General features: G+C 61.6%; 20 protein-coding genes. 11 read left to right on the plus strand and 9 right to left on the minus strand.

The window, feature by feature from the left end; genetic code table 11:
• The first annotated feature begins 17 nt into the window (after positions 1-17).
• Positions 18-974: a 2-hydroxyacid dehydrogenase gene (locus tag ACFPWW_RS05345; RefSeq protein WP_377310850.1), complete on the plus strand. Its 957-nt coding sequence runs from the start codon at positions 18-20 to the stop codon at positions 972-974.
• Positions 975-1,232: 258 nt separating this feature from the next.
• Positions 1,233-2,264, plus strand: coding sequence for an aldo/keto reductase (locus ACFPWW_RS05350; RefSeq protein ID WP_377310852.1), 1,032 nt, complete (start codon positions 1,233-1,235; stop codon positions 2,262-2,264).
• A gap of 53 nt (positions 2,265-2,317) precedes the next feature.
• On the opposite strand, the gene ACFPWW_RS05355 is transcribed toward ACFPWW_RS05350, so the two are convergent.
• A complete protein-coding gene (locus tag ACFPWW_RS05355; RefSeq protein ID WP_377310854.1) occupies positions 2,318-3,097 on the minus strand; it encodes a gamma-glutamyl-gamma-aminobutyrate hydrolase family protein in 780 nt (259 codons plus the stop codon).
• A gap of 292 nt (positions 3,098-3,389) precedes the next feature.
• On the opposite strand from ACFPWW_RS05355, the gene ACFPWW_RS05360 reads away from it, so the two are divergent.
• Complete coding sequence (locus ACFPWW_RS05360; protein ID WP_112563667.1) at positions 3,390-4,496, plus strand: TRAP transporter substrate-binding protein; 1,107 nt, start codon at positions 3,390-3,392, stop codon at positions 4,494-4,496.
• Positions 4,497-4,604: 108 nt separating this feature from the next.
• Here ACFPWW_RS05360 and ACFPWW_RS05365 read toward each other — a convergent pair whose 3' ends face one another.
• The gene (locus ACFPWW_RS05365; protein ID WP_112563669.1) at positions 4,605-6,098 is read right to left on the minus strand and encodes a TRAP transporter large permease; all 1,494 of its coding nucleotides are present in this window, start codon (positions 6,096-6,098) and stop codon (positions 4,605-4,607) included.
• A gap of 21 nt (positions 6,099-6,119) precedes the next feature.
• Positions 6,120-6,659, minus strand: a complete 540-nt coding sequence (locus ACFPWW_RS05370; protein WP_112563671.1) for a TRAP transporter small permease subunit — start codon at positions 6,657-6,659, stop codon at positions 6,120-6,122.
• Positions 6,660-6,978: 319 nt separating this feature from the next.
• Here ACFPWW_RS05370 and ACFPWW_RS05375 point away from each other — a divergent pair, with 319 nt between their 5' ends.
• From ACFPWW_RS05375 to ACFPWW_RS05400, 6 genes are all read left to right on the plus strand, one after another.
• Positions 6,979-9,282, plus strand: a complete 2,304-nt coding sequence (locus tag ACFPWW_RS05375; protein WP_377310858.1) for a putative bifunctional diguanylate cyclase/phosphodiesterase — start codon at positions 6,979-6,981, stop codon at positions 9,280-9,282.
• 135 nt (positions 9,283-9,417) lie between these two features.
• Positions 9,418-10,170, plus strand: a complete 753-nt coding sequence (locus ACFPWW_RS05380) for an N-acyl amino acid synthase FeeM domain-containing protein (protein WP_112563676.1) — start codon at positions 9,418-9,420, stop codon at positions 10,168-10,170.
• A gap of 268 nt (positions 10,171-10,438) precedes the next feature.
• The gene (locus ACFPWW_RS05385; RefSeq protein ID WP_112563679.1) at positions 10,439-10,663 is read left to right on the plus strand and encodes an aa3-type cytochrome c oxidase subunit IV; all 225 of its coding nucleotides are present in this window, start codon (positions 10,439-10,441) and stop codon (positions 10,661-10,663) included.
• A 105-nt stretch (positions 10,664-10,768) separates the two neighbouring features.
• Positions 10,769-11,917, plus strand: a complete 1,149-nt coding sequence (locus tag ACFPWW_RS05390) for a Re/Si-specific NAD(P)(+) transhydrogenase subunit alpha (protein ID WP_112754746.1) — start codon at positions 10,769-10,771, stop codon at positions 11,915-11,917.
• Positions 11,917-12,315: a proton-translocating transhydrogenase family protein gene (locus ACFPWW_RS05395; protein ID WP_007817406.1), complete on the plus strand. Its 399-nt coding sequence runs from the start codon at positions 11,917-11,919 to the stop codon at positions 12,313-12,315. Before ACFPWW_RS05390 ends, ACFPWW_RS05395 begins: the two co-directional genes overlap by 1 nt.
• A gap of 10 nt (positions 12,316-12,325) precedes the next feature.
• On the plus strand, positions 12,326-13,720 hold the full coding sequence (locus ACFPWW_RS05400) for an NAD(P)(+) transhydrogenase (Re/Si-specific) subunit beta (protein ID WP_113412891.1): 1,395 nt from the start codon (positions 12,326-12,328) through the stop codon (positions 13,718-13,720).
• A 168-nt stretch (positions 13,721-13,888) separates the two neighbouring features.
• On the opposite strand, the gene ACFPWW_RS05405 is transcribed toward ACFPWW_RS05400, so the two are convergent.
• From ACFPWW_RS05405 to ACFPWW_RS05425, 5 genes are all read right to left on the minus strand, one after another.
• Complete coding sequence (locus ACFPWW_RS05405) at positions 13,889-15,532, minus strand: sensor histidine kinase (protein ID WP_377310861.1); 1,644 nt, start codon at positions 15,530-15,532, stop codon at positions 13,889-13,891.
• Positions 15,533-15,740: 208 nt separating this feature from the next.
• The gene (locus ACFPWW_RS05410; protein WP_377310863.1) at positions 15,741-16,814 is read right to left on the minus strand and encodes an NAD(P)/FAD-dependent oxidoreductase; all 1,074 of its coding nucleotides are present in this window, start codon (positions 16,812-16,814) and stop codon (positions 15,741-15,743) included.
• Between the two features lie 26 nt (positions 16,815-16,840).
• A complete protein-coding gene (locus ACFPWW_RS05415; RefSeq protein ID WP_112703745.1) occupies positions 16,841-17,707 on the minus strand; it encodes a tetratricopeptide repeat protein in 867 nt (288 codons plus the stop codon).
• 138 nt (positions 17,708-17,845) lie between these two features.
• Positions 17,846-18,058, minus strand: coding sequence for a 30S ribosomal protein S21 (gene rpsU, locus ACFPWW_RS05420; protein ID WP_003585885.1), 213 nt, complete (start codon positions 18,056-18,058; stop codon positions 17,846-17,848).
• Between the two features lie 179 nt (positions 18,059-18,237).
• A complete protein-coding gene (locus ACFPWW_RS05425) occupies positions 18,238-19,866 on the minus strand; it encodes an adenylate/guanylate cyclase domain-containing protein (protein ID WP_377310865.1) in 1,629 nt (542 codons plus the stop codon).
• 310 nt (positions 19,867-20,176) lie between these two features.
• On the opposite strand from ACFPWW_RS05425, the gene ACFPWW_RS05430 reads away from it, so the two are divergent.
• The gene (locus tag ACFPWW_RS05430; protein ID WP_377310867.1) at positions 20,177-22,348 is read left to right on the plus strand and encodes a CHASE2 domain-containing protein; all 2,172 of its coding nucleotides are present in this window, start codon (positions 20,177-20,179) and stop codon (positions 22,346-22,348) included.
• A gap of 4 nt (positions 22,349-22,352) precedes the next feature.
• On the opposite strand, the gene ACFPWW_RS05435 is transcribed toward ACFPWW_RS05430, so the two are convergent.
• On the minus strand, positions 22,353-23,381 hold the full coding sequence (locus ACFPWW_RS05435) for a FecR family protein (protein ID WP_377310868.1): 1,029 nt from the start codon (positions 23,379-23,381) through the stop codon (positions 22,353-22,355).
• Between the two features lie 240 nt (positions 23,382-23,621).
• Between ACFPWW_RS05435 and ACFPWW_RS05440 the strand changes: the two genes are divergently transcribed.
• Positions 23,622-24,875 (plus strand): sarcosine oxidase subunit beta family protein, encoded by a 1,254-nt coding sequence (locus ACFPWW_RS05440; protein ID WP_112563695.1) that lies wholly within the window; start codon positions 23,622-23,624, stop codon positions 24,873-24,875.
• Positions 24,876-24,878 lie beyond the last annotated feature (3 nt).

The following is a 24,878-nucleotide window of genomic DNA, read 5'->3' on the forward strand; positions in this document are numbered from 1 at the left end:
AGCCAAGAGGAAAAGCCATGTCCCGTATTGCCGTTCTCGTTCCCGGGAAGTTGCATGATCGCGTCCTTGCCCAGCTAAAGGATCGCTTCGAGGTCATCAGTGCCGAACGCAAGGAAACGCTCGATCTCGATGCCGAGACGGCGAAACGCATTCGTGGCGTAGCGGTCAGCGGGGCTTTCCCGGCGGCCTGGTTCGAGCAGCTGCCCAATATCGAAATCGTCGCGAGCTTCGGTGTGGGATATGACGGTATCGATGCCAGGCTTGCAGGTTCGAAAGGCATCATCGTCACCAATACGCCCGATGTGCTGAACGATGAAGTGGCCGACACGGCGATCGCGCTTCTGCTCAACACCGTTCGCGAGTTGCCGAAAGCGGAGAACTGGCTGCGGGCCGGCAACTGGAAGCCGGGTGCCGCCTATCCGCTGACGCGCTTTTCGCTGAAGGGCCGGCATGTCGGCCTCTACGGTCTCGGCCGGATTGGCCTGGAGATTGCCAGGCGGCTGGAGCCCTTCAAGGTGAAGATCAGCTATCACACCCGCTCGCGCCACGCCGATGCTCCCTATGATTATCACCCGACCTTGAAGGGGCTCGCGGAGGCTGTCGATACGCTGATTGCGATCGTGCCGAAGACGCCGCAGACGCATAAGACCGTCGATGCGGAGGTTCTGTCTGCGCTCGGCCCCGACGGCATCGTCATCAATATCGGCCGCGGCTGGACGGTGGATGAGGATGCTCTGACCGCCGCGCTGACTGCCGGTACGATCGGTGCGGCCGGGCTCGATGTCTTCTATGACGAGCCGCATGTGCCGGCCGGCCTGCTGGCCGCGCCGAACACGGTGCTGGTGCCGCATGTCGGCTCCGCCTCCATCCCCACACGCAACGCCATGGCGGATCTGGTGGCACGGAATCTCATCGCCTGGTTCGAGCAGAGCGAGCCTGTCACGCCGGTGGCGGAGACACCTGTCAGGAAGTAGATCGAAGCTCCCTCCGCGAAGGCGGAGGAAGCGCTTCGCTTATTCCTATTTTGCCTTTGGTCTTTTTCCCGTTTCCCACTTGGTCGGTCGGGAAGGATTGGCTATGCTTGACCCGGTCGCACCATTCCCGGCGACCGTGATTGTCATCGGCGGCGTCTCGCCGTCTCAAGCTTATACATCGCGATTTGATCGGGGAGCGTCTGCTCCGCCCGGCGCCTTTGTGCGCCGGCAGCCGGCACTTTCTGGAAGGAGGCAGAAATGGATTATCGCAAGCTCGGTCCCAGCGGGGCCGTCGTCACCGCCTATTGCCTGGGTACCATGACGTTCGGGAAGGAGTCCGATGAGGCGGCTTCCTTCAGGATACTCGACGACTACTTCGCCTGGGGCGGCAATTTCATCGATACCGCTGACGTCTACAGCGCCGGTGCATCGGAGGAGATCATCGGCCGCTGGCTGAAGGCCCGCCCGACCGAGGCAAAGCAGGCCGTGATCGCCACCAAAGGCCGCTTCCCGATGGGGGATGGACCGAACGATATCGGCCTTTCCCGCCGTCACCTCAATCAGGCGCTCAACGATTCGCTGCGTCGCCTGGGTGTCGAACATATCGACCTCTACCAGATGCATGCATGGGATGCCCTGACGCCGATCGAGGAAACGCTGCGCTTCCTCGACGATGCCGTGCGTGCCGGCAAGATCGGCTATTACGGCTTCTCCAACTATGTCGCCTGGCACATTGCCAAGGCTTCCGAGATCGCCAAGGCGCAGGGCTATACGCGGCCGGTGACGCTGCAGCCGCAATATAACCTTCTCATGCGCGACATCGAGCTTGAGATCGTCGATGCCTGCCGGGATGCCGGCATGGGCCTGCTGCCCTGGTCGCCGCTGGGCGGCGGCTGGCTGACCGGCAAATACAAGCGCGACGAGATGCCGACGGGGGCAACGCGACTCGGCGAAAATCCCAATCGCGGCGGCGAGGCCTATGCGGCCCGCAATGCGCAGGAGCGGACCTGGGATATTATCAGCGCAGTCGAAGAAATCGCCAAGGCGCGCGGCGTCAGCATGGCTCAGGTGGCGCTGTCCTGGGTGGCGGCGCGGCCGGCCGTGACCTCGGTTATCCTTGGCGCGCGCACATCCGAGCAGCTCGCGGACAATCTCGGGGCTGCCGAATTCGCTCTCACGGCGGAAGAAACGGCAAAACTCAATGAGGTCAGCGCGCCAACGCCGGGGCAATATCCCTATGGCGTCAACGGCACGAACCAGCGTCACCGCAAGATCGAAGGCGGCCGCTGAGCCGGCCTGCCAGAATGGAAGGGCCGCCGGGGCGATCCGGCGGCCGTTCTGTTTCAGGCAATTGCCTGCGCCGGCCGCGTCGGCAGCTTGCTGGCGGCGTAATCCCTGACCGCATCGCCGAAAGCGGTGAAGAGCCTGTTCGAGGGCTTGTCGGTCTCTGCCCAATATTCCGGATGCCACTGCACGCCGACGGCAAAGGCCTTGGCATCGATGACGGAAACGGCTTCGATCGTGCCGTCCTCTGCGGTGGCTTCCACCTGCAGGCGCGGGGCGGTCCTGGCGATCGCCTGGCGATGCAGGGAGTTCACGCGGATTTCGCCGGCGCCGACGATACCGGCAATGCAGGAGCCTTCCCTGATGAAGACGCTCTGGCGGATTGCATACATGCCGTCGCGGTCGCTGACATCGGGTTTGCGGTGATCCCAGATGCCCGGCTGTTCCTGGATTTCGCTGGCAAGCGAGCCGCCGAGCGCAACGTTCAGTTCCTGAATGCCGCGGCAGATGGCGAGAAGCGGGATGGCGCGGTCGATGGCGCGGCGGATCAGCGGCAGGCTGGTGGCGTCGCGAGCGGGATCGAAGGGGCCGTCGGCCTCGGTGGCTTCGATGTCGTAGAGCGAGGGGTGCACATTGCTGGCCGAGCCCGACACCAGCACGCCGTCGACGCGATCAAGGATCGCATCCGTGTCGTATCCTTCTTCGAAGGCCGGGATCATGAAGGCCATGACGCCGGCGGCATTCAGCGCCGCGCGCAGATATTGATGCTGTACGGCATGCCAGGTTGCGCCGTCGAGGCTGCGGATATCGGCAGGAATGGCAACGATCGGTTTCGTCATTTTCACCCCGGAGAAAACACTATCGCACGTTTCTGCGGCCAGAATGGCCGGCAAGTCAACGCCTGGATGCAGGTGGTGGCCAAATTGCGGCGCCTCAAGCCGCCCAAGCAGGCGCCGCCTGGGCTAAGCCGCTGATTCCGATGGATGTGCGGGTTGCGCCACATAAGGGTCGTGATCCCAAAGACTAATAGACTAAAGCTTGAAACGCGTCTTGCGCCATGCTTAGCTTTGCCGTTACTGCGGGTAGGGGTGAGGATCGACCGCGCAGTGCCATCTATACGGGAGGTTTTTGATGGATCGTCGTTCATTTATGAAAAAGGCGGGAACAGCCGGCGCCGGTGCCGTTGCCGCGACTGCTCTGGCAGCGCCTGCAATTGCGCAGGAAAATCCGAAGATTGCCTGGCGCATGACCTCGTCGTTTCCGAAGAGCCTGGACACGATCTACGGCGGCGCCGAAGATATCGCCAAGCACGTTTCCGATGCCACCGACGGCAATTTCACGATCCAGCCTTTCGCAGCCGGCGAGATCGTACCCGGCCTGCAGGCCGTCGATGCGGTGGCGGCGGGCACTGTCGAGGCAGCCCACACCACTTCCTATTATTTCGTCGGCAAGGACCCGACCTATGCCATCGGTACGGCTATTCCGTTCGGCCTGAACAGCCGGTTGACCAATGCCTGGTTCTACGAAGGCAACGGCAATAGCCTGATGAACGAATTCTATGCCACGCAGGGGATGTATGCCCTGCCAGCCGGCAATACCGGCGCCCAGATGGGCGGCTGGTTCCGCAAGGAAATCAATACGCTCGACGATCTCAAGGGCGTCAAGATGCGTATTGCCGGCCTTGCCGGCCGCGTCATGGAGAAGGTTGGCGTCATCCCGCAGCAGATCGCCGGCGGCGATATCTATCCGGCGCTCGAAAAGGGAACGATCGATGCGGCAGAATTCGTCGGCCCCTACGACGATTTGAAACTCGGCTTCCACAAGGTGGCGAAATACTACTATTACCCGGGCTGGTGGGAAGGTGGCCCGACGGTGCATGCGTTCTTCAATCTCGACAAATGGAGCAGCCTGCCGAAGCACTATCAGGCAGCGCTGACCGACGCCTGCGCTTATGCCAACACCAACATGCTGGCAAAATACGACACGAAGAACCCGACTGCGCTGAAGCAGCTTGTCGCCGAGGGCGCGACCCTGCGCCCGTTCAGCCAGGAGATCATGGAAGCCTGCTTCCAGGCCGCGATGGGCATCTACAGCGAAATCTCGGGTACGAACCAGTATTTCAAGAAGATCTACGACGACCAGACGGCCTTCAAGAAGGATGCCTATCTCTGGATGCAGCTCTCGGAATATACGTTCGATACGTTCATGATGATCCAGCAGCGCGCGGGCAAGATCTAGGCATCCTGCCGCTTCTTTACCGAAACCGATCTCGAGAGCCCCGGGTAACAAATCCGGGGCATTTCTTTTTGCACGCGCGGTTCCGTTTTCCTCGAATACGAGGACGGCCTATTGCGCGGGTGGCGGCGGAGGGGTGCTCGGCAGCGCCGGCAAGGTCAGGCCCGGAATCTGCGGCGTGCCGTTGCCGCCGCCCGGTTGCCCCAACGACGGCAAGCCGAGCTGGCCGCCGAAACCCGGTACTTCGATCTTGATGGAATTGGGGTCCACCTTCGGTCCGTGGTCCAGCCAGTAAGTGACCGATTGCGGCCAGAAGATCACGATCGCCACGAGAATGAGCTGCATGCCGACCCAGGGCAGGGCGCCAAGATAGATGTCCCTGGTGCGGACATCGCGGTTGGCGATGGAGCGCAGGTAGAAGAGCGCGAAACCGAAGGGCGGGTGCATGAAACTCGTCTGCATGTTCACGCAGATCAGCACGCCGAACCAGATCAGGTCGATGCCGAGATTGGAGGCGACCGGCGCCAGCATCGGGATGACGATGAAGGCGATCTCGAAGAAGTCGAGGAAGAAGGCGAGGATGAAGATGAAGATGTTGACGAAGATCAGGAAACCGACGGGACCGCCGGGGATGCCCGAGAGCATATGCTCGATCCAGCGCGAACCGTCCATGCCCTGGAAGACCAGGCTGAAGCAGGTCGAGCCGATCAGGATCATCACGACCATGGTGGTGATGTGCATGGTCGAGCTCATGGCTTCGCGGATCAGCGGCCATGTGAGGCGGCGGTGGAGGGCTGCGAGCACCATGGCGCCGACGACGCCAAGGGCGCCTGCTTCCGTCGGCGTGGCGAGCCCCATGAAGATGGTGCCGAGCACCAGAAAGATCAGCACGATCGAGGGGATCATGCCCCAGAGCACCTTCATCAGCAGCGCCCAGTCGAAATCGCCGCGCACTTCCTTCGGCAGCGGCGGCATCGCCTTCGGGTTGACGATGGAAAGAACCAGAATATAGCCGACAAAGATCGCCACCTGCAGGATCGAGGGGCCGATTGCGCCGAGATACATGTCGCCCACCGAACGGCCGAGCTGGTCGGCCAGCACCACCAGCACCAGCGAGGGCGGAATGACCTGGGTGATCGTGCCCGAGGCGGCGATAACGCCGGTTGCAAGCCGGGGGCTGTAGCCGTAGCGCAGCATGACCGGCAGCGAGATGACGCCCATGGTGATGACGGAGGCTGCGACCGTACCGGTGATGGCGCCAAGCACGGCGCCGACCAGGATGACGGCATAGGCAAGGCCGCCGGGAATGGAGCCGAAGAGCTTGCCGGTGCCTTCGAGCAGATCTTCGGCCAGCCCGCAACGTTCCAATATGGCGCCCATGAAGGTGAAGAAGGGGATGGCCAGCAGGAGATCGTTGGAGACGATGCCGAAGAAGCGCAAGGGCAGCGCCTGCAGAAAGACCTCTCCGAAATGGCCGGTCACGATGCCGATGATGCCGAAGAAGAGGCCGACTGCGGCGAGCGAGAAAGCGACGGGGAAGCCGTAGAGCATGAAAATGACCATGCCCAGGAACATCGCCGGCGGGATGATACCGTAGTCAAACAAATCCGTTCCTCCGGGGCCGGGTTACTGCAGCGGCTTTTCGTATTTCGTATCGATCTCGATCGCGCCGGTCAGTGCGGCGATCCTCTTGATCAATTCCGAAACGCCCTGAAGGGTGAGAAGCGCGAAGCCGGCAAAGAGCATCAGCTTCACGGGCCAGCGGATCAGGCCGCCGGCATTGCCGGAAATTTCACCCTGCTGATAGGCGAGCAGGAAATAGGGCCAGCAGAGAATGGAGAGGAAGATGCAGGCGGGGATAAGGAAGACGATGAGGCCGACAATGTCGATCCAGATCTTCGCCGTGTCGGAGACGGAGCCGTATATCAGATCGACGCGCACATGCTCGTTCTTGCGCAGCGCATGCGAGGCGCCGAGCATGACGACGAAGGCGAAGAGATACCACTGGATTTCCAGCCAGCCGTTCGAACTGTAGTTGAAGGCGTAACGCACCATCGCATTGCCGGCGCTGATCAGGCAGCAGGCCAGCACCATATATTCAGCCAGTTTGCCGATGAACTCGCTGATCAAGTCGATCAGTCGACTGGCGGCCAAGAATACCGACATTCGCCTCCCCTTATTGTCTTGCCGCTTTCGGCAGTTCTCCCTTTGGAACCGGTGTAAACCAGGGTTTTTGAAATTGGAAGGATAAATGCCCCGCCTTGGATTATAGTCTTATGCAGCCAAGTGCCTGTGATCGCAGAGAATATTTCGGCAACTCAGGCGTGGATGTTTTTTTCAATAATTTCGCGACAAAGCTGCAATATCCCGTGTCGGATGTGCTGTTCATCCTATGGTTTTAGAAAAATTGACCAAATGTTTGAACTGTTTGAAATCAATTTTTAAAAGGTTCGGATTACATTTCCCGCGCACAGGGAAAGTATGGATGAAGCCACATAACCCGAACAGGGTCCCTAAGGATGTGTATCTGTCGTTTGTGAGTTCCCTGTCCGGGAACCGGATGACGCTTCTTGTTGGCGTGATCGTGCATGTTGCGACGTGCCTTGCCGTGGCTGCCAAGACGCAATACTCCATCTACATCCTGCTGTCGGCCGCCTTCCTCCTGGTTTTCGGCGTTCGCATGGTCATCTTCCGCCAGTTCGATCGTGTTGACAAGCAGAACCTGTCGCATGCTGGAATCGAGCGTTGGGAGCGGATTCTCGTCGCCAGCGGAGCTTGCACCACCGCGCTCCTCGGCATCGCCAGTGGCTACGCCATCTTCGTCGTGCATGATTCCTTTGCGGAGCTTGCCTGCATTTCCGTCACCATGGCGACCATGGTTTCCGTCGTCGGCCGCAACTACGGCTCGCGCTTCGCGGTCGATCTCCAGACGCTCTTCTGTTGCCTGCCGATGATCGTCTGCAGCCTCCTGGCCTTGGATTTCTATCGCGGCGTGCTTTCGATCTTCCTCATTCCGTTCTGGCTGACGACGCGGGCCATGGCGAACGGCGTGCGCGAATTCCTCTATGAGAACGTGATAGCGCGCCGCGAGATTGCCTCGATCGCCGACCGCTTCGATACGGCGCTGAACAACATGCCGCACGGCCTTGTCATGGTCGACGCGGAAAACCGGATCCAGGTCATCAACCGCAAGGCTTGCGAACTCCTGAAGATTGGCGCGCCGGACAGGCTGAAGGATCGCGATCTCGGTGCCGTCCTGCGCTATGGCGCGCGTTACAGCTTCATGGACGCCTCGCAGCCGGAACTGATCCTGCGACAACTGACGCAGGTCGCCGAAGGCAGTCTGTCGCGTACCCTCATTCACTTTCCTGAAGGACTGTCGCTGGAATTCTCTGCGAGCCGGCGCGCGGATGGCGGCGCGGTATTGATCTTCGAAGATGTTTCGAGCCGTGTGAAGGCCGAACAAAAGATCCTGCACATGGTGCGCTTCGACGCGCTGACAGGTCTGCCGAACCGAGAATATTTCGGCAATCTCGTGCAGGATTATCTCGCCAGACATTCGAAGAAGCGGGGTCCGCTCGGCTTCATGATCCTCGATATCGACGAGTTCAAGCATGTCAACGACATGCGAGGCCACGTGACCGGCGACCACCTGCTCTGCGCCATCGCCGTGCGGGTCAAGGAGATGGCCGGCAATGCCATCGTTGGCCGGCTGATGGGCGATCAGTTCATTCTCTTCTTCCCGCATGCGCGCGACAAGCAGGTGCTGGATGCCGACATCCGCAAGCTGCACGCGGCGGTCCAGGGCCAATATGAAGTCGACGAGGTCACGTTCCTCGTCTCGCTCAGCGCCGGTTACGCCGTCCTTGAAAGCGATGCCTTCGCCATGGATGAATGGAGCGTCAAGGCCGACCTTGCGCTGTTCGACAGCAAATCGCGGCTCAAGGGCGGTATCACCGGTTTCGAGCGCGAGATGGACGGCCGCTATATCGAGCAGCAGAAGCTAAAGGCCGATCTGCGCGATGCTGTGGACGCAAAAGCGCTGCACCTCGTCTTTCAGCCGATGTTCAAGGCCGACGGCACGCGTATCGAATGCGCCGAGGCGCTTGCGCGCTGGGTGCATCCGGAAAAGGGCGCCATTCCGCCCGATGTGTTCATCCGTCTTGCCGAAGAGATGGGCATCATCTCGCAGATCACCCGTTTCGTGCTCTTCAAGGCCTGCCAAGAGTGCATGACCTGGCCGGAGCACATCGCCGTTTCGGTCAATCTGTCGGCGCGTGATCTGCGCGATGCCGATATTCTCTCGGTTGTTTCCGAAGCGCTGGCGCAATCCGGGCTTGAGGCTTCGCGCTTGCACCTGGAAATTACCGAAAGCAGCTTGATCGACGAGCCGGCTGTCGTCCGCGCGATCCTGGCCGAGCTGCGCAGCCGCGACATCACCATTGCCATTGACGATTTCGGCACCGGCTTCTCCAGCCTCAGCTATCTCGACACGCTGCCGCTCGATATCGTCAAGATCGACCGATCCTTCGTGCGCAATGTCGTGGAGGATACGCGCCGCCTGAAGCTTCTGCGCGGCACGGTGCATCTTGCCCGCGAGCTCGGACTCAAGATCGTCGTCGAGGGGGTGGAAACCCACGAGCAGCTGGCGCTTCTCAACAAACATCGCAGCACCGACCTGGTGCAGGGTTACGTCTTCTCTCCGCCCGTTCCCTCCAAGGAAATCGGCATCCTTTCCCAGGCCCTTACGCGCCGCACCTCGTCGCGCCGCCGCAGCAAGGTCGCCTGACAAGGCTCTGCCCGATGATGTGGCGGCGAGGGTGGCCGTTAACCTTAATAATTCAAATACGCCCAAAACTTTCGTCAAATCTTGCACTTTAACGAATGAGGCATGATTAATGACCCGTTAACAACGGGGTGCATCATGGCGTCTGTCCCTTTGAATGCGAGCGACTTTTCGAAGAAGGTCCTCGAAATTCTTGATAATGTCGAATATCGCCGCGTCGAAAGCAGCGAAGACATGGAAGAGGTGGAACGGTTGCGCTACAAGGCCTACAAGGCCCACGACGCGCTGTCGCTTGCCCCGGGCGGCCTGTTGGACGATGTCGATTTCGACAGCCATGCCTATATCTTCGGTCTCTACTATTACGGTGAACTGGTCAGTACGATCCGTATTCACCATGTAACGCCCGACCATCGCGTCAGCCGGTCGGGAGAGGCCTTTCCTGAGGCGATGGATGAGCTTCTGGATGCCGGGCTGACCTTGATCGACCCGGCGCGTTTCGCGGCCGATCCGGAGATCACCGCCAACATGCCATGGATCCCCTATCTGACGCTCAGACCCGCCATCGTTGCGGCTGCGTATTTCCGCGCCGACCGCGTTATTCAGTCCGTCCGGCCCCCGCATGCCGCTTTCTACAAACGGGTCTTCTATGCCGATACCATCGTGCCCGGCCGACTGGCGGAAAGTTACGGGGTCGACGTGACGCTGATGGCGACGAATGTGATCGAGGTCGGACGCAAGCTGTTGACGCGCTACCCCTTCTTCATCTCCAGCGCGAGCGAGCAGCGCATGATGTTTTCGCGCAATCCGAACGACACGCTGCCGCCGCTCACCATCATTCCGACGGCGCGTTTCGTGCCGCCAGGCGAACTTGGCACCGATCTGCCGCTGTGATTTCCCCTTCTTCGCGATCGAGAGGCGATGACCGTAAGCGCAGATGAGGCGTGGGCGACAGCCGAAAACCGCCTCTGTCGCGTGACCTCATTTCATCCGGCCGTTGCGGTCGTCTTTTCGTCCGGATGAGGTTGCTGCGGGGCGCGCCTGCGGCATTCTCATGCATTGCGCTTTCGCCTGTCATTGTGTAATCCCTGCGGGTAGGGGATTTGCCTCGCCGAGGCGGGGGAATCAGGTAGCGCTAAGGCATTTCAGGGAGACGATATTCATGGCCGAACATCATACCGGACCGGTCGAGACCGGCGCGCCGATGGACTACAGCGAACATGAAAAGACCTACAACATGTTCATTACCGGCACGAAATACGGAACGATGGTTCTTGTCGCCCTGATGCTTGCCATGACTGCCGGTTTCTTCGGCGGCGCCGGTTTCCTCGGCGGCATCCTCGTCTTCCTCATCATCCTCGTCGCCGGCATCTTCCTGCTCCGCTAGAACGGCTCGCGGGAAGACAAGGTCTTCCGAACTTTGTGATGTAGATGCTTGGCCCGCGCAGGCAAGCAGCCTGCGACGGTCCAGCTGACCCGGAGGAGGGGGCAGTTGGCCAATATCGTTTTCGTAGCAAAGGAAATCACTGGCGATGAGACGCGCGTTGCCGCGTCCGTCGAAACGGTGAAAAAGATAAAGTCGCTAGGCTTCGATGTCGTCGTCGAAGCGGGCGCCGGAACGCTGTCGCGCATTCCGGACAGTGAATTCGAAGCCGCAGGTGCCACAATCGGCACGTTTGCAGATGCGGCGTCCGCCGATGTGATCCTCAAGGTCCGCCGGCCGAACGAAGGAGAAATTTCCGGCTACAAGACCGGTGCTGTCGTCATCGCCATCATGGATCCCTATGGCAATGACGAAGCGGTCGCCGCGATGGCCCGCGCCGGCCTTTCCACCTTCGCCATGGAGCTGATGCCGCGCATTACCCGCGCACAGTCGATGGACGTGCTTTCGTCGCAGGCAAATCTCGCAGGCTATCAGGCGGTTATCGAGGCGGCAGTCGTCTATGACCGCGCCATGCCGATGATGATGACGGCGGCCGGCACCGTTCCTGCCGCCAAGGTTTTCGTCATGGGGGCGGGCGTTGCCGGCCTGCAGGCGATCGCGACGGCGCGTCGTCTCGGTGCTGCCGTTTCGGCAACGGATGTTCGCCCCGCGGCAAAGGAACAGGTTGCATCGCTCGGCGCGAAATTCATCGCCGTCGAGGACGACGAGTTCAAGGCGGCGGAAACGGCCGGCGGTTATGCCAAGGAAATGTCTGCCGACTATCAGGCGAAGCAGGCGGCACTCGTGGCCGAACATATTGCCAAGCAGGATATCGTCATCACCACGGCCCTCATTCCCGGCCGTCCGGCGCCGCGGCTTGTCTCACGCGCCATGCTGGCCGCGATGAGGCCGGGTGCGGTCGCTGTCGATCTCGCGGTCGAGCGCGGCGGCAATATCGAAGGCGTCGTGGCCGGTGAGATCGCCGATGTCGAAGGCGTGAAGGTGATCGGCTTTGCGAACATGGCGGGCCGCGTGGCGGCCAGCGCTTCTGCGCTCTACGCCAAGAACCTCGTCACCTTCCTGGAGACGATGGTGAACAAGGAAACGAAATCGGTCGTGCTCAACCTTGAGGACGAGCTCGTCAAGGCGACGATGCTGACCTATGCGGGCGACGTCGTTCATCCGGCATTCGGCGGCGCCAAGAAGGGGGATAACTGATGGCCAGTGAAGCAATGGACAAGGCGCTGGAGCAGCTCGACCAGGCCGTCACCGCAGTCATCACTGCGGCAGCCCAGGCACCGGAAGCGGCAAGTGCCGCAACCGGCGGGGCGATCGACCCTTTCGTCTTCCAGTTCGCGATCTTCGTGCTGTCGATCTTCGTCGGCTATTATGTCGTCTGGTCGGTGACGCCGGCGCTGCATACGCCGCTGATGGCTGTCACAAACGCGATCTCTTCGGTCATCGTCGTCGGCGCGCTGCTTGCGGTCGGCATTTCGACCAGCGGGCTTGCGACCGGTTTCGGTTTCGTGGCCCTCGTGCTGGTCTCGGTGAATATCTTCGGCGGCTTCCTCGTCACGCAGCGCATGCTGGCGATGTACCGCAAGAAGGACAAGTGAGGCCGCACGCATGACCAATATCGCAGCCTTCCTCTATCTCATCTCCGGCGTCCTCTTCATCCTGGCGCTGCGCGGCCTCTCGCATCCCGCCACCAGCCGCAAGGGCAATCTTTACGGCATGATCGGCATGGGCATCGCGATCCTCACGACGCTGGTGCTGGCGACGCCGAACTTCGGCGGCTTCGTGCTCATCATCTTCGGCCTTGCCATCGGCGGCAGTGCCGGCGCCTATATTGCCCGCACCATCGCCATGACCTCGATGCCGCAGCTCGTCGCCGGCTTTCATTCGCTGGTCGGCCTTGCCGCGGTACTGGTCGCCGCATCGGCGCTCTACACGCCGGGTTCGTTCGGCATTGGCGAGATCGGCCAGATCCATACCGAAGCGCGCATCGAAATGGCGATCGGCGTGGCGATCGGCGCGCTGACCTTCACCGGTTCGATCATCGCCTTCCTGAAGCTCGACGGGCGCATGTCCGGCAAGCCGATCCTGCTGCCCTTCCGGCATCTGATCAATATCGCCCTGCTGGTGCTGATCGTGCTCTTCGTCATTGGGCTTGCTGCGACCGAGAGCCATTTCGATTTCTGGGCGATCGTTGCGCTGTCGCTGGCACTCGGCGTGCTGCTGATCGTGCCGATCGGCGGCGCCGACATGCCCGTCGTCGTGTCGATGCTGAACTCCTATTCGGGCTGGGCTGCTGCCGGCATCGGCTTCACGCTCGGCAATCTGGCGCTCATCATCACCGGTGCGCTGGTCGGCTCGTCGGGCGCCATCCTGTCCTACATCATGTGCAAGGGCATGAACCGTTCCTTCATCTCCGTCATCCTCGGCGGTTTCGGCGGCGAGACGGGTGGCGGCGCGGCGGATAGCTCGGACAAGACGGTCAAGCTCGGTTCGGCCGAGGATGCGGCCTATCTGATGGCGAATGCCTCGAAAGTCATCATCGTGCCCGGTTACGGCATGGCGGTGGCGCAGGCACAACATGCGCTGCGCGAACTCGCCGACAATCTCAAGAAGAACGGCGTGGAAGTGAAATACGCGATCCATCCGGTCGCCGGACGCATGCCGGGCCATATGAACGTGCTGCTTGCAGAGGCCAACGTGCCCTATGACGAAGTCTTCGAGCTTGAGGACATCAACTCGGAATTCGCCCAGGCCGATGTCGCCTATGTCATCGGCGCCAACGACGTCACCAACCCGGCGGCGCGTGACGACAAGACCTCGCCGATCTACGGCATGCCGATCCTTGACGTCGACAAGGCCAAGACCTGCCTCTTCGTCAAGCGCTCGCTCGGCTCGGGCTACGCCGGCATCGACAACACGCTTTTCTACAAGGACGGCACGATGATGCTGCTTGGCGACGCCAAGAAGGTGACGGAAGAGATCAACAAGGCAATCGCCCACTGATGAAAACCCGCTTCGGCGGGTTTTTCATTTATCACCGCGCTGCGGCCGAACCGGCCCAGGCCGCAGCCGAAACGACCGCCGCGGCATTCACGGTTTTCCCGAACATGGTCCTTCTCCTTTCGAACGACCTGCTCGAAACGGGCGGTTGCCGTGATTGTTCCGGCTGGGCTACTCGCGCTCCATCATCCCGCGCTGGGCGGTGAGGATCCAGACGAGACCCTCCGGGCGGAAATCGACATCGACCGTGCCGCGGAAAGCCGAAGCGGCATGCGCCTTGATGACGGTGGTGCCGAAACCGGTGCGTGCCGGCGGTTTGACCGGTGGGCCGCCGCTTTCAGTCCAGGTGAAACGCAGCATGTCATCTTCTATCGGCTGCCATTCGAAGCGCACACGTCCCTGTGGCACGGAGAGCGCGCCGTATTTTACCGAATTGGTGGCGAGCTCGTGCAGCGCCAGGCCGAGATTCTGTACGGCGTCGGGCTTGAGGATAAAGTCGGCGCCATCGATTTCCACCTGCTCGCGGGCCTGCGGGAAAGCCTGGAGATGTATATCGATGACACGATGCAGCGAGACCCCGGACCATTGTTCGCCCGTCAGCAGCTCGATCGAACGTACAAGCCCTTCAAGGCGATGGGCGACCGCCAGCCGGAATGTCTCGACGCTGTTGGATTGTTTGGAAAGTTGGCGCATCATGGCGAGAACGAGCGTCAGCAGGTTCTTGGTGCGATGAACCAGCTCATGCATGACGAAGCGAAGCCGGTCTTCACTCTGGCTGCGATCGAAAGAGGCGTTGGAAAGCGCAATCGCCACCTGATTGGCCTCGATGACGCTGGTTTCGACCGGCGAGACGATATGGCCGTCGCCGAGCCGGTTCGCCATGTCGGCGATCTCGCGGATCGTGGAGCGGACCTGGCGGCCGACCGCATAGGTGGCGAGCACGGCAACCAGCAGCAGCACGAGACCGCCGATCAGCAGGAAGCGCCAGGTGCTGAGGATCGGCGCCTGCGCGGTGGCGATCGGTCCCCATACGACGGTCTTCCAGGACCAGCCGGGAATCTGCGCATAACCCAGCAGGGCATGCGGGAGAATATCGCTGTCTTCGAAGACGCCGCTGGAGGCGACGAGCGAAGGCAGGATGCGCGGGTCGAAAGGTTCGCCCGGCTGCAGATTGGCAGGGCCGCGGCTTGCTACGACATGGCCGCCCTGATCGATCACCGCCGCCGACCAGCCGGAGGCAAGGCCCTCCGTGGTGACGAGTTTGGCGAGGTCGTTCGCATTCTGGGTAATGATCAATGCGGCGACAGGATCTTCGTCTCGCGGCAGGGTGACGTTATAGACCCACATGCCGCTCGTTACGCCCTTGAAGACATCGGAGGCTTCGATACGGCCGGACTTCATCGCCGCTTCGAGGGCCGCGATGTTCGTCGTCTTGCCAAGCGGCGTGCCGAAGGGGCGACGGGTGTTCAGAAACTGCTGCCCGGTCCTGTCGACGGCGATGACATAAAGCGTATCGCCGCGCAGCGCTGTTTCGGTGCGATTGTAGAAAGATTCGTAGTCGCCGCTTTCCAGCTCCGGCGAGGAGGACAGCAGGCGCAGCGTCGTCGCCATATCCTGCAGCTGGCGGTCGATCGTGCGTGAGAGGGCGAGCGCATCCTGCGCGGTTTCGCGCTTGAGCGTAGATCGCTGGTTGTCTTCCAGCTGCATCAGCAGAAGGGCGACGAAAGCGAAGATCGGCAGCGCGATCGCCACGGCCATGGCGACGAGATAGGTTCCGATCGAAGCTTTCGGAAAAAGACGTGCGGCGAACCTCATCGATGCCGCCTCCGGACTGCCGGGCCTTGATGCTGGGGAAGCTCGGTTTCGCAGGGTCTAACGAAAGCAAGAATCCGCATCAATCGCCAACGCCCTCACACTCGTATCGCCCAATAGCCCGCTATCAAAGCAGGGTCATGTTAGGGGCCGGGGCATTGCGTTGCAACCTACTAAAATAGTCAGGTGCAAAATCGTCGATTTTTATGGGTTATCCTGCGTCGGCGAAGCGCTGCAGCCGGAAGGGTCCGAGGCTTTCGTCACTCTGGCCTGACACAAGTTCGTCGGCAGCAAGCAGGCCCGCTAGCGGAGCAAGCGTAACGCCGGAGTGCATCACCGCGGCATAGAGACCGGGCCGGCCGGCATTTCCGATGATGGGAAAATCGTCAGCCGGTGTCGGGCGATAGCCGACGGTGAAGAAATCGAGTTTCAGATCGGCATTGTCGATGAGGGTCGCCTTTACACGGGCGAAGAGGTCCGCCGCACTTGCCCGATGATCTTCGCCGGGATCGCCGCCGGCGAAATCCGAGCCGGCGATGATCCGGCCTTCCGCCGTCTGGCGCATGTGCAGATGCGGCGTCATGACGAGGCCGTTCAAGCGTTTCGAGACGGGGCGGGAATGCACGATCAGGCCGGCCGGGGTGGAGAGCGGCAATGTCACTCCCGCGGAGGCTGCGATCGGAACCGAACCTGCGCCTGCGGCCAGCACGACATGATCGGCTTCAAGTACGCCTTCCGATGTCACGGCGCCGACGATTCGTCCGGCGCTCTGCAGCAGTCCGTTGACCGTGGCATGAACGAACGCGGCGCCGCGCGCTTCGGCATCCGCAAGCAGCAAACGCGCGGCGGCGACAGGCTCGACCGCGCCTTCTTCTGCCACATGGAGGGCGAAATCGGGATATTCGCCAAGGCCGGGTTCGAGCAGCGCGCTTTCTTCCCGGTTCAGCCGGCTGATGCCGTAGCCCCACCGGCCGTACTCATCGGCATAGGTTTCAAGATCGGCTGCCGGCATATCCCAGGAGAGGCTGCCGCACCAGGCGAGCGGCAGGCCGGGCAGTTCGCGGGCCAGCCGCTTCCACTCGGCCATCGCCCGGCGGCGGAAATGGAAATAGAATTCGGGATTGCCCCAGCTGGCGTTGATCCAGGCGAAGGAGCAAGGCGTCGCCACGCCGCCGCGTTCTTCGCCAATGACGGTGACTGCTGCGCCCTTGCGAGCGAGATGCCACGCAATCGAGGCGCCGATGATGCCGGCGCCGACGATGATCACATGCCGTTTCGCTGCCATCGTCGCCGCCTCTTGCCAATCATCCGTCAGCCGGTGGTGCCGCCGACACGGGCAAGTCCATCCCGGGCCGGCTGGTACTTCGGATCGAGGCCGACAGCATGGCGATAGGAGCGGATCGCCTTGTCCTTCTCGCCGCGGCGCTCGTAGACGAGAGCCTGGTTTGCCCAGGATTCGGCGAGGTTGCCGTTGAGTTCGATCGCGTGGTTGAAGTCGGCGAACGCGTTGTCGTCGTCATTCAGGGCGATATAGGAAATACCGCGGCCGTTATAGGGTTCGGGCGAATTCGGCGAGAGCGAGATTGCCTTGGAGAAATCGTCGATCGCCTTATCCTGCTGATTGCGCTTCTGATAGATCAGGCCGCGATTGTGATAGGCGCGACCATCCGTCGTGCCGAGCTGGATCGCGCGTGAGAAATCGTTGAAGGCCTGATCGTCCTGGCCGGCCATGCGGTAGACGTTGCCGCGGCCGATATAGGCGACATCATAACTCGGATTGATCTGCAGGGCGGCATTGTAATCGGCGATCGCCTGCGGCTGCTGGCCCATGTTGCGATAGACCAGCGCACGGTTTGCATAGGCCTGGAAGAAGCGCGGGTTGAGCTGCAGCGCGGTGTTGAAGTCGTCGAGCGCCTTGCGGAATTCGCCGGCGCGGCCGTAAGCCGAGCCACGGACATTGTAGCCCTCGGGATCGCGCGGATTGGCGTTGATGACCGCCGTCAGCGATGCGATGTTTTCCTGGGAGCCCTGCGCCTTGTCGATGCGGATCACGGCATCGGATGTATTGGTCGTTTCGCAGCCGGCAAGGCCAAGCGCAGCGGCAAGCGCCAGCGAGGCAAGTATGACGGATTTCTGCGAACGCAAGGAGCGGGACGGATAGAAGTTCATGACAGCCATTCGGGCTCGCTTTCCCCATGCATCATATCCGGCGAGGCGGATATGCAATCTTCAGCGGCAAACTAAAAAGGCGGCGGCGAAACCTATCGCCCCCGCCACACATGCATCTGAAAACGTCGAAAAAACGACGGCACCGCCTTAGCGTGCAACCAGACCTTCGCGCTGAGCGCGCTTGCGGGCCAGCTTGCGAACACGACGAACAGCCTCAGCCTTTTCGCGAGCACGCTTCTGCGACGGCTTTTCGTAGTAGTCGCGCATCTTCATTTCGCGGAAAATGCCTTCGCGCTGCATCTTCTTCTTGAGAGCGCGGAGAGCCTGGTCGACATTGTTATCGCGGACAAGTACCTGCACGAGAATCACGTTCCTTTGGTTTGGTTGATGCCGAAAGGCGGCGCAGCGCCTGGGGCAAAAAAATAACGTTCGCGCGGCCGCAGCCTTGCGATTGGTGATGCGGGATACCAGATCGACGGAATGAAGTCCATACGGGATATGCGATCGGGCTGAAAAATCCCGTGAATGCCCTTGCGACGCTAGGAATGCGCCGTCTCGGTCCTGGTTTCGTCCAGGGCGGCGATTGCTTCCTTCAGCGCGGCGATGACGCGGGAGCGGTCGGCCGGCTCAAGCCGCGCCATGTCCAGATGCAGGTCGAGGCCCGCCAGGTGTTCGCTCAAGACGCGGCTCTTGTGATCGGCGCCCAGCATCAGCCCGTCCACGGCGTAGGGTACGATCTCCCGCTGGATGCCCTTCATCGTGATCGGCGGCAGGGGGTGGGCATCGACAATATCCTTCACCAGCGCGTAGGTTTCGTAGCTGATGACGATCTCGCCGCCCTGGGCGATCGATTGCAGGCGCGCGGCCAGGTTCGCTTCCGCGCCGATGATCGTATAGTCCATGCGGTCGCTGCTGCCGAAATTGCCGACATTGCAATAGCCGCTGTTGATGCCCATGCGCACCACGAAGGGCTCTTCGGTGCCGTTCCGGCGCCATCTCTCCTTCAATTCGCCGAGCCGGCGCTGCATGTCTACGGCCATGCGCAGGCAGGCCTTGGCATCTTCTTCCGCTCCCTTGGTTTCCGGATCGCCGAAGAAGACGAGCATGGCATCACCGATGAACTTGTCCACCGTGCCGCCGTGTTTGAGCGCAATCGTGGACATTTCGGTCAGATATTCGTTCAGCATTTCGGTCAGCGCTTCCGGCTGCAGGCGCTCGGTCGTGGCAGTGAAATCCTTGATGTCGGAGAAGAAGATCGTCAGGCGCTTTCGCTCGGTATGGACGACCACGTCCTTCTGTCCGCTGAAGATGCTCTTGTAGATCTGCGGCGAGAGATAGCGCGAAATCTTCAGGGAAACGCTGGCGAGGAACTCGTTTGCAGCCTCGAGATCGCGGTTTGCGCTGTGGATGACGCGCGTCTGCTGGCGCTGCAGAACGACGAAGCTGATGCCGATGATGGCGACGAAGAGGAAGTAGCAGAGCAGATATTTGAACGCGAGGACGTTGCTCGCATAGGGCTGGCGGATGATGACTTCCTGGATGCCGCGCACGTCGCCTATCTTCCAGTCCTTTTTCGGGCTTTCAGGGTGCGTATTGTGACAGGCGACGCAGGCCTGGCCCATGATCACGGGCGTGATGAGCCGCAGCGTATCGGTAAACCCGACACGGGTGAGATCGGTCAGAGTCTGGCTCGAATTGGCGCGCAGGGATGCGAGCGAGGCCGTCTCGAAACCGTCGAGATCGTGGGGTGCGCGATTCCTGAAAGGCAGGTCGGAGAGGAAACGATAGGTGATGTTGGCCTGCTGTTCCTTGATAACGTCGCCGAGTTCCAGCGAAAGCGTGGCGGGCAGCGGTATGGCGCCTGGAATATTGGCATAATTGTGCGAGACGACCGTGCTGCTGACGTCGCCCGCCTGATGGGCGGCGAGCACCCGACCGACGACATTTGCCGAATAGTAGGAGCGTATGCTGGTTACGAGCGAACTCATGTCCCGCGCCTGCCGGCGCAGGGCGCTCTCGGACAGATCGCTGATGTCGAGCCAGACGGCGAGCGGCAGCCCGGCCAGCATCGCCAGCACGACGGCGATCAGCCAATAGCCGCTTCTGCGGGCAGCCGAGGCCGCATTTTGCGCAGTTGTTGCCGTGGTTGCTCCTTGCGGATCTGCCATGGCTCATCCCCTCGAGATCGATCGAATTGTTAACGTCCCCAAAGAGACAGAACCATTTCGCCGCACGCGCGGCAAGACCGGTGCTCAACGGTCGAGCCGAAAGCCAGGACCAAATCTGGACGTAATTCCAGCCGTGTTGCAGCTACATCGCAGCGACGATGCCCGGCCGGCGCCGGTCACAGGATTCTGCAGCGCCTCCTTTTTGTTTTTCAGCTTGTGAACATGAGCGAATGGTCTTTGGCTTCAAACAGGCGTAGCCTGCCCGCAACGGGATGGCTCCCGGAGCCGGCTCGAGGGGAGGCGGGACCGCATGACGCGATTGCAGCAGATCGGTGTGCTGATCGGCCTGACCATTGTGGCCGCGCTTACCATGTTCCGGGCAGGCGATCCGCCCGTGCTGAGGCAGGTCCGCGACGTTACCTTCGACGAGTATCAGCGCATCGTGCCGCGCCGCTTCGAGACGATGCCGGTCCGCGTGGTCGATATCGACGAGGCTTCCCTGCGGGAATTCGGGCAGTGGCCGTGGCCGCGCGACAGGCTGGCCATGCTGGTCGATCGTCTCTCCGGGATGGGCGCGGCGGCCATTGCCTTTGACGTCATCTTCGCCGAGCCCGACCGGATGTCCCCACGCAACGTCCTTCGGGAGGTGGAAGGGATCGATCCGTCGCTGGCAGCGCAATTGCCCGACAACGACGCGATCTTTGCACAATCGATCGAAGGAAAGCCCGTGGTTCTCGGCTTCGGCCTTTCCAATGCGGGCAACTACAAGCCGCCGGTAAAGGCGGGCTTCGCCTTTACCGGCGAAAGCCCGCTCAGCGCACCTCCGCATCTTGACGCTTCGACCCCGCTTCGGCCGGGGCTGGAGGCGAATGCCGCAGGGCTTGGCCATGTCAGTCTCAATCCCGGCAGTCCCTCATCCGTCGTGCGCGCGGTGCCGCTCTTCCTCAGCGACGGCGAGCAGTTTTATCCCAATCTTGCGATCGAGGCGTTGCGTGTCGCGCAGGGTGCCTCGACCTATCTACTGGCTGGGGCGCCCGACCGGGCGGGGATCATCACCTCCGCGAAGATCGGCGATTTCATCGTTCCGCTGACGGCTGCCGGGGAGATCTGGCTCTATGTGACGCCGAACCGGGCAGAGCGTTATGTCTCGGCCGGAAAGCTGCTTGCCGCCGGCGGAGTGGCTCCCGATGTCGCCGCGCAGATCGAAGGCAGCATCATCTTCATTGGCACTTCGGCAGTCGGGCTGCAGGATATTCGCACCACCGCGCTCGGCGAAAACGTGCCAGGTGTTTCGCTGCAGGCGCAGACTGTCGAGCAGATCCTTTCCGGCCGCTACCTGTCACGGCCGGACTGGGCCGACGGGCTGGAGATCGTCTCTATTGCCGTGCTCGGCCTCCTGCTCGTCATCATCACCACCTTCGTCAGCCCGGCCGTGGCGCTGGTCTGTGGCCTGGCAATCACCGCGATGGCGCTTGCCGCCTCGTGGTTCTGCTTTCTCTATGCCGGCCTGCTCTTCGATCCGCTGGCGCCGATCGTCAGCGGTTCCATCACGCATTTTGCGGCAACATCTTTCCGCATCCTTGTCATAGACCGGGAGCGGCGGGAGGTGCGGCGCGCTTTCGGCCACTATCTTTCGCCCTCGCTGCTGCACCGGATCGAGCATACGCCCGACGCGCTGAAGCTCGGCGGAGACGAGCGCGAGCTGACCATGATGTTTGTCGACGTGCGCAATTTCACCGAGATCAGCGAAAGACTGACGCCGATTGCCGTCGTCCAGTTCTTGAATACGCTGCTCGATGCGCTCAGCCGTCATGTCGTGGGGAACGAGGGAACGCTCGACAAGTTCATCGGTGATTCCATCATGGCTTTCTGGAATGCCCCGGTCGATGTTTCGGACCACGCGGCCAAGGCGCTCCGGGCGGCGCTTGCCATGCGTGAGACGCTCGCCGAACTCAACGCTCGAGATGCTTTCGGTTTCGGCAGCGGCCGGCAGGTGCGGATCGGCATCGGCATCCATACCGGCCTTGCCTGTGTCGGCAACATGGGCGCGAAGACACGCTTCAACTATTCGGCGGTCGGCGATGCCGTGAATGTCGCGGCGCGCATCGAATCCTGCTGCAAGGACGTCGGGTTCGATATCCTCATCTCCGACAGCACGGCGCGGGCGCAGAACGGGGCGGCGCTTCTGGAGGCTGGCGCTGTTCCGCTCAAGGGAAAGAGCAGCCGGACGCAGATCTTCGCCGTGGTCGGCGACGAGAAGGTCGCGGCCTCGCCGGAATTCGGCGCCCTGCATCTCGTCCATGAGGAGGTGATGGGCGCCTTGCGCGAGCGTTCGAGAAACAGCCGCAAGCTGATCGGCGCAGCCAGGCTCGCCGGGCTACAGGTGCTGCCCGGTCTCACGGAATTCTACGAGAGCATTTCGGGAAGGAACGATCATTTCCGGGAGGAAATCGGCCTGACGGAAAAGCGTGCCGTCGAATAGTCGCTCAGCGACTGCGGTCCCGGCTTCCGTTTCCGCCCCATCCGCGATTTCGGCCCTGATCCCGATCATGGTCGCGATCCCCGCCTCCTGCCACGCCCGGCTTGCCAGGTGCGTCGTGCCGGTCCGGTTTTCCGTAGCCGTCATGGTGGTGGTTTCGGTCGTGCTTATCCTTCCAGCCACGATTGTCATGTTTGTCGTGCCAGCCGCCTTTCGGCTTGTCATGATGCGGCTTGTCATGGTGCGGCTTTTCCGGTCGCTGCTTTGGCGGATCATCCTGTTTCTGGGGCTGCTGCCGGGGCTGTGGGGCGGGCTCCGGTGCCTGTGGTTCCCGGCGCAGACGATCCTTGCGCTCCGGCTCAACCGAGGCCATCCGGCAGCCGCCGAGCAGGCCGAGGCCGCCTGTCAAACTCTGATTGCCGGAGAGGAAGGGAAGGGCGCGCTGATTGCCCAATGTCTGCAGCACCCTGGTGTTGACAGGTCGTGCATCCGTCATGTTGCCGTTCGGCCGTGCAATGACGCAATCGCAACGCTGCTGTAATTGCCGGCAGCCGCCCGGACCGCAGAAACTCGCCGCGCCGTTCAGCAATACGACGGCCGTCGTGCCGTCAGGGCCGACATAAAAATCGAAAGCCGTGCCGCGCACGCCGATCGTGCCGGCCGGGGTCTGGATCTGATAGGCGGAGGATTTCGAATTGCCGCTCACCCAGCGGAACGTGCCTTTGGCGGCCTTGATGGAGAGGCGTCTGACGGAGTCGGAATCGTCGAAGACATATTTGTCGATCACGACCGACGAACCCCAGCCGACGGCAAGCTTGGTGCCGTCACGGAAGATGAACTGGCCGAGCCCCGATTGGGAGGTGCGGATGCGCTCGTCCCGGTGGACCTCGTCATTGACGACGATCGGCCCGCCCTGTCCCGTTACTTCGGTCCTGATGAGGGTGGCCTGGCCGACGGGTTCAGCGGCGAGCGCAGGCCACGCGCCTGACAGCGCGAAGCAGATGCCCGCGATCCATAAACTGCGCCAACCCGACATTTTCCACCCCACATGAGGGGATACTAACATTTACAGCAGGCCCGTTCTGCCTGCCCTGTTGGGTGAGAAAAGGGTTATGCCGCACCTGCGAAAGGCCGATAGCGCAATGGACGCGTCATGCTGCCCGTCGTGTCAAAACAAAAGCTCTTTCACGTCGCAAAAGAACCGTTGTGCCGCAATTCGATTTGCGATTTGTATGGCCACGACGAAAATGCCTTTGCCTGAAGGAGATGATGGCGGATGCGGAAATATTCGGTTTTTGCCGTAGCGCGGGAGGCTCTGCGCGGGCACAGGGGCTGGGAAAAGCAGTGGACCTCGCCGGAGCCGCGACCCGAATATGACGTCGTCATCATCGGCGGGGGCGGCCACGGGCTCGGCGCGGCCTATTACCTCGCCAAGGAGCACGGCATTACCAATGTGGCGGTGTTGGAAAAGGGCTGGCTCGGCGGCGGCAACACCGGCCGCAACACCACCATCATCCGCTCCAACTATCTCTATGAAGAGAGCATGCACATTTACGAGCACTCGATGAAGCTCTGGGAAGGGCTGTCGCAGGAGCTCAACTACAATGTCATGTATTCGCCGCGCGGCGTGATGATGCTGTCGCATAATGTTCACGACATGCAGAGCTTCAAGCGGCATATCCATGCCAACCGGCTCTACGGCATCGACAATGAATGGCTGACGCCGGAACAGGCCAAGGCTTATTGCCCGCCGCTCGATATTTCGGCGACGGCGCGTTACCCGATCAATGGGGCCGCCCTGCAGCGCCGGGGCGGTACGGCGCGCCACGATGCGGTTGCCTGGGGTTATGCGCGTGCGGCGTCCGATCGCGGCGTCCACATTATCCAGAATTGCGAAGTGACCGGTATCCGCCGCGGTCCCGACGGTCGCGTGACCGGCGTGGAGACGAACAGGGGTTTCATCGGCGCGAAGAAGATCGGCGTGTCGGCTGCCGGCCACACGACGACGGTCATGAAGATGGCGGACGTGCGGGTGCCGCTGCAATCAAGCCCGCTGCAGGCGCTGGTTTCCGAGCCGCTGAAGCCGATCTTCCCCTGCGTCGTCATGTCGAACACGGTGCATGCCTATATTTCGCAATCCGACAAGGGTGAACTCGTGATCGGCGCCGGCACGGACCAGTATAATTCCTATTCCCAGACCGGCGGCTTGCAGATCATCACGCATACGCTCGATGCGATCTGCGAGCTCTTCCCGATGTTCCGCCGCGTGAAGATGATGCGCCAATGGGGGGGTATCGTCGACAATACGCCCGACCGTTCGGCCATCCAGTCGAAGACGCCGGTTCCGGGGCTTTACGTCAATTGCGGCTGGGGCACCGGCGGCTTCAAGGCGACACCTGGCTCGGCCAATCTCTTTGCCCATCTGATCGCCCGCGACGAACCGCACAAGTTCAATGCCGGGCTGACGCTGGAGCGCTTCCGCACCGGCCGCCTGATCGACGAGGCAGCTGCCGCTGCCGTTGCGCACTGACAC

This window comes from Rhizobium sp. GCM10022189, from assembly GCF_042656325.1.
Classification (GTDB): Bacteria; Pseudomonadota; Alphaproteobacteria; order Rhizobiales; family Rhizobiaceae; genus Rhizobium.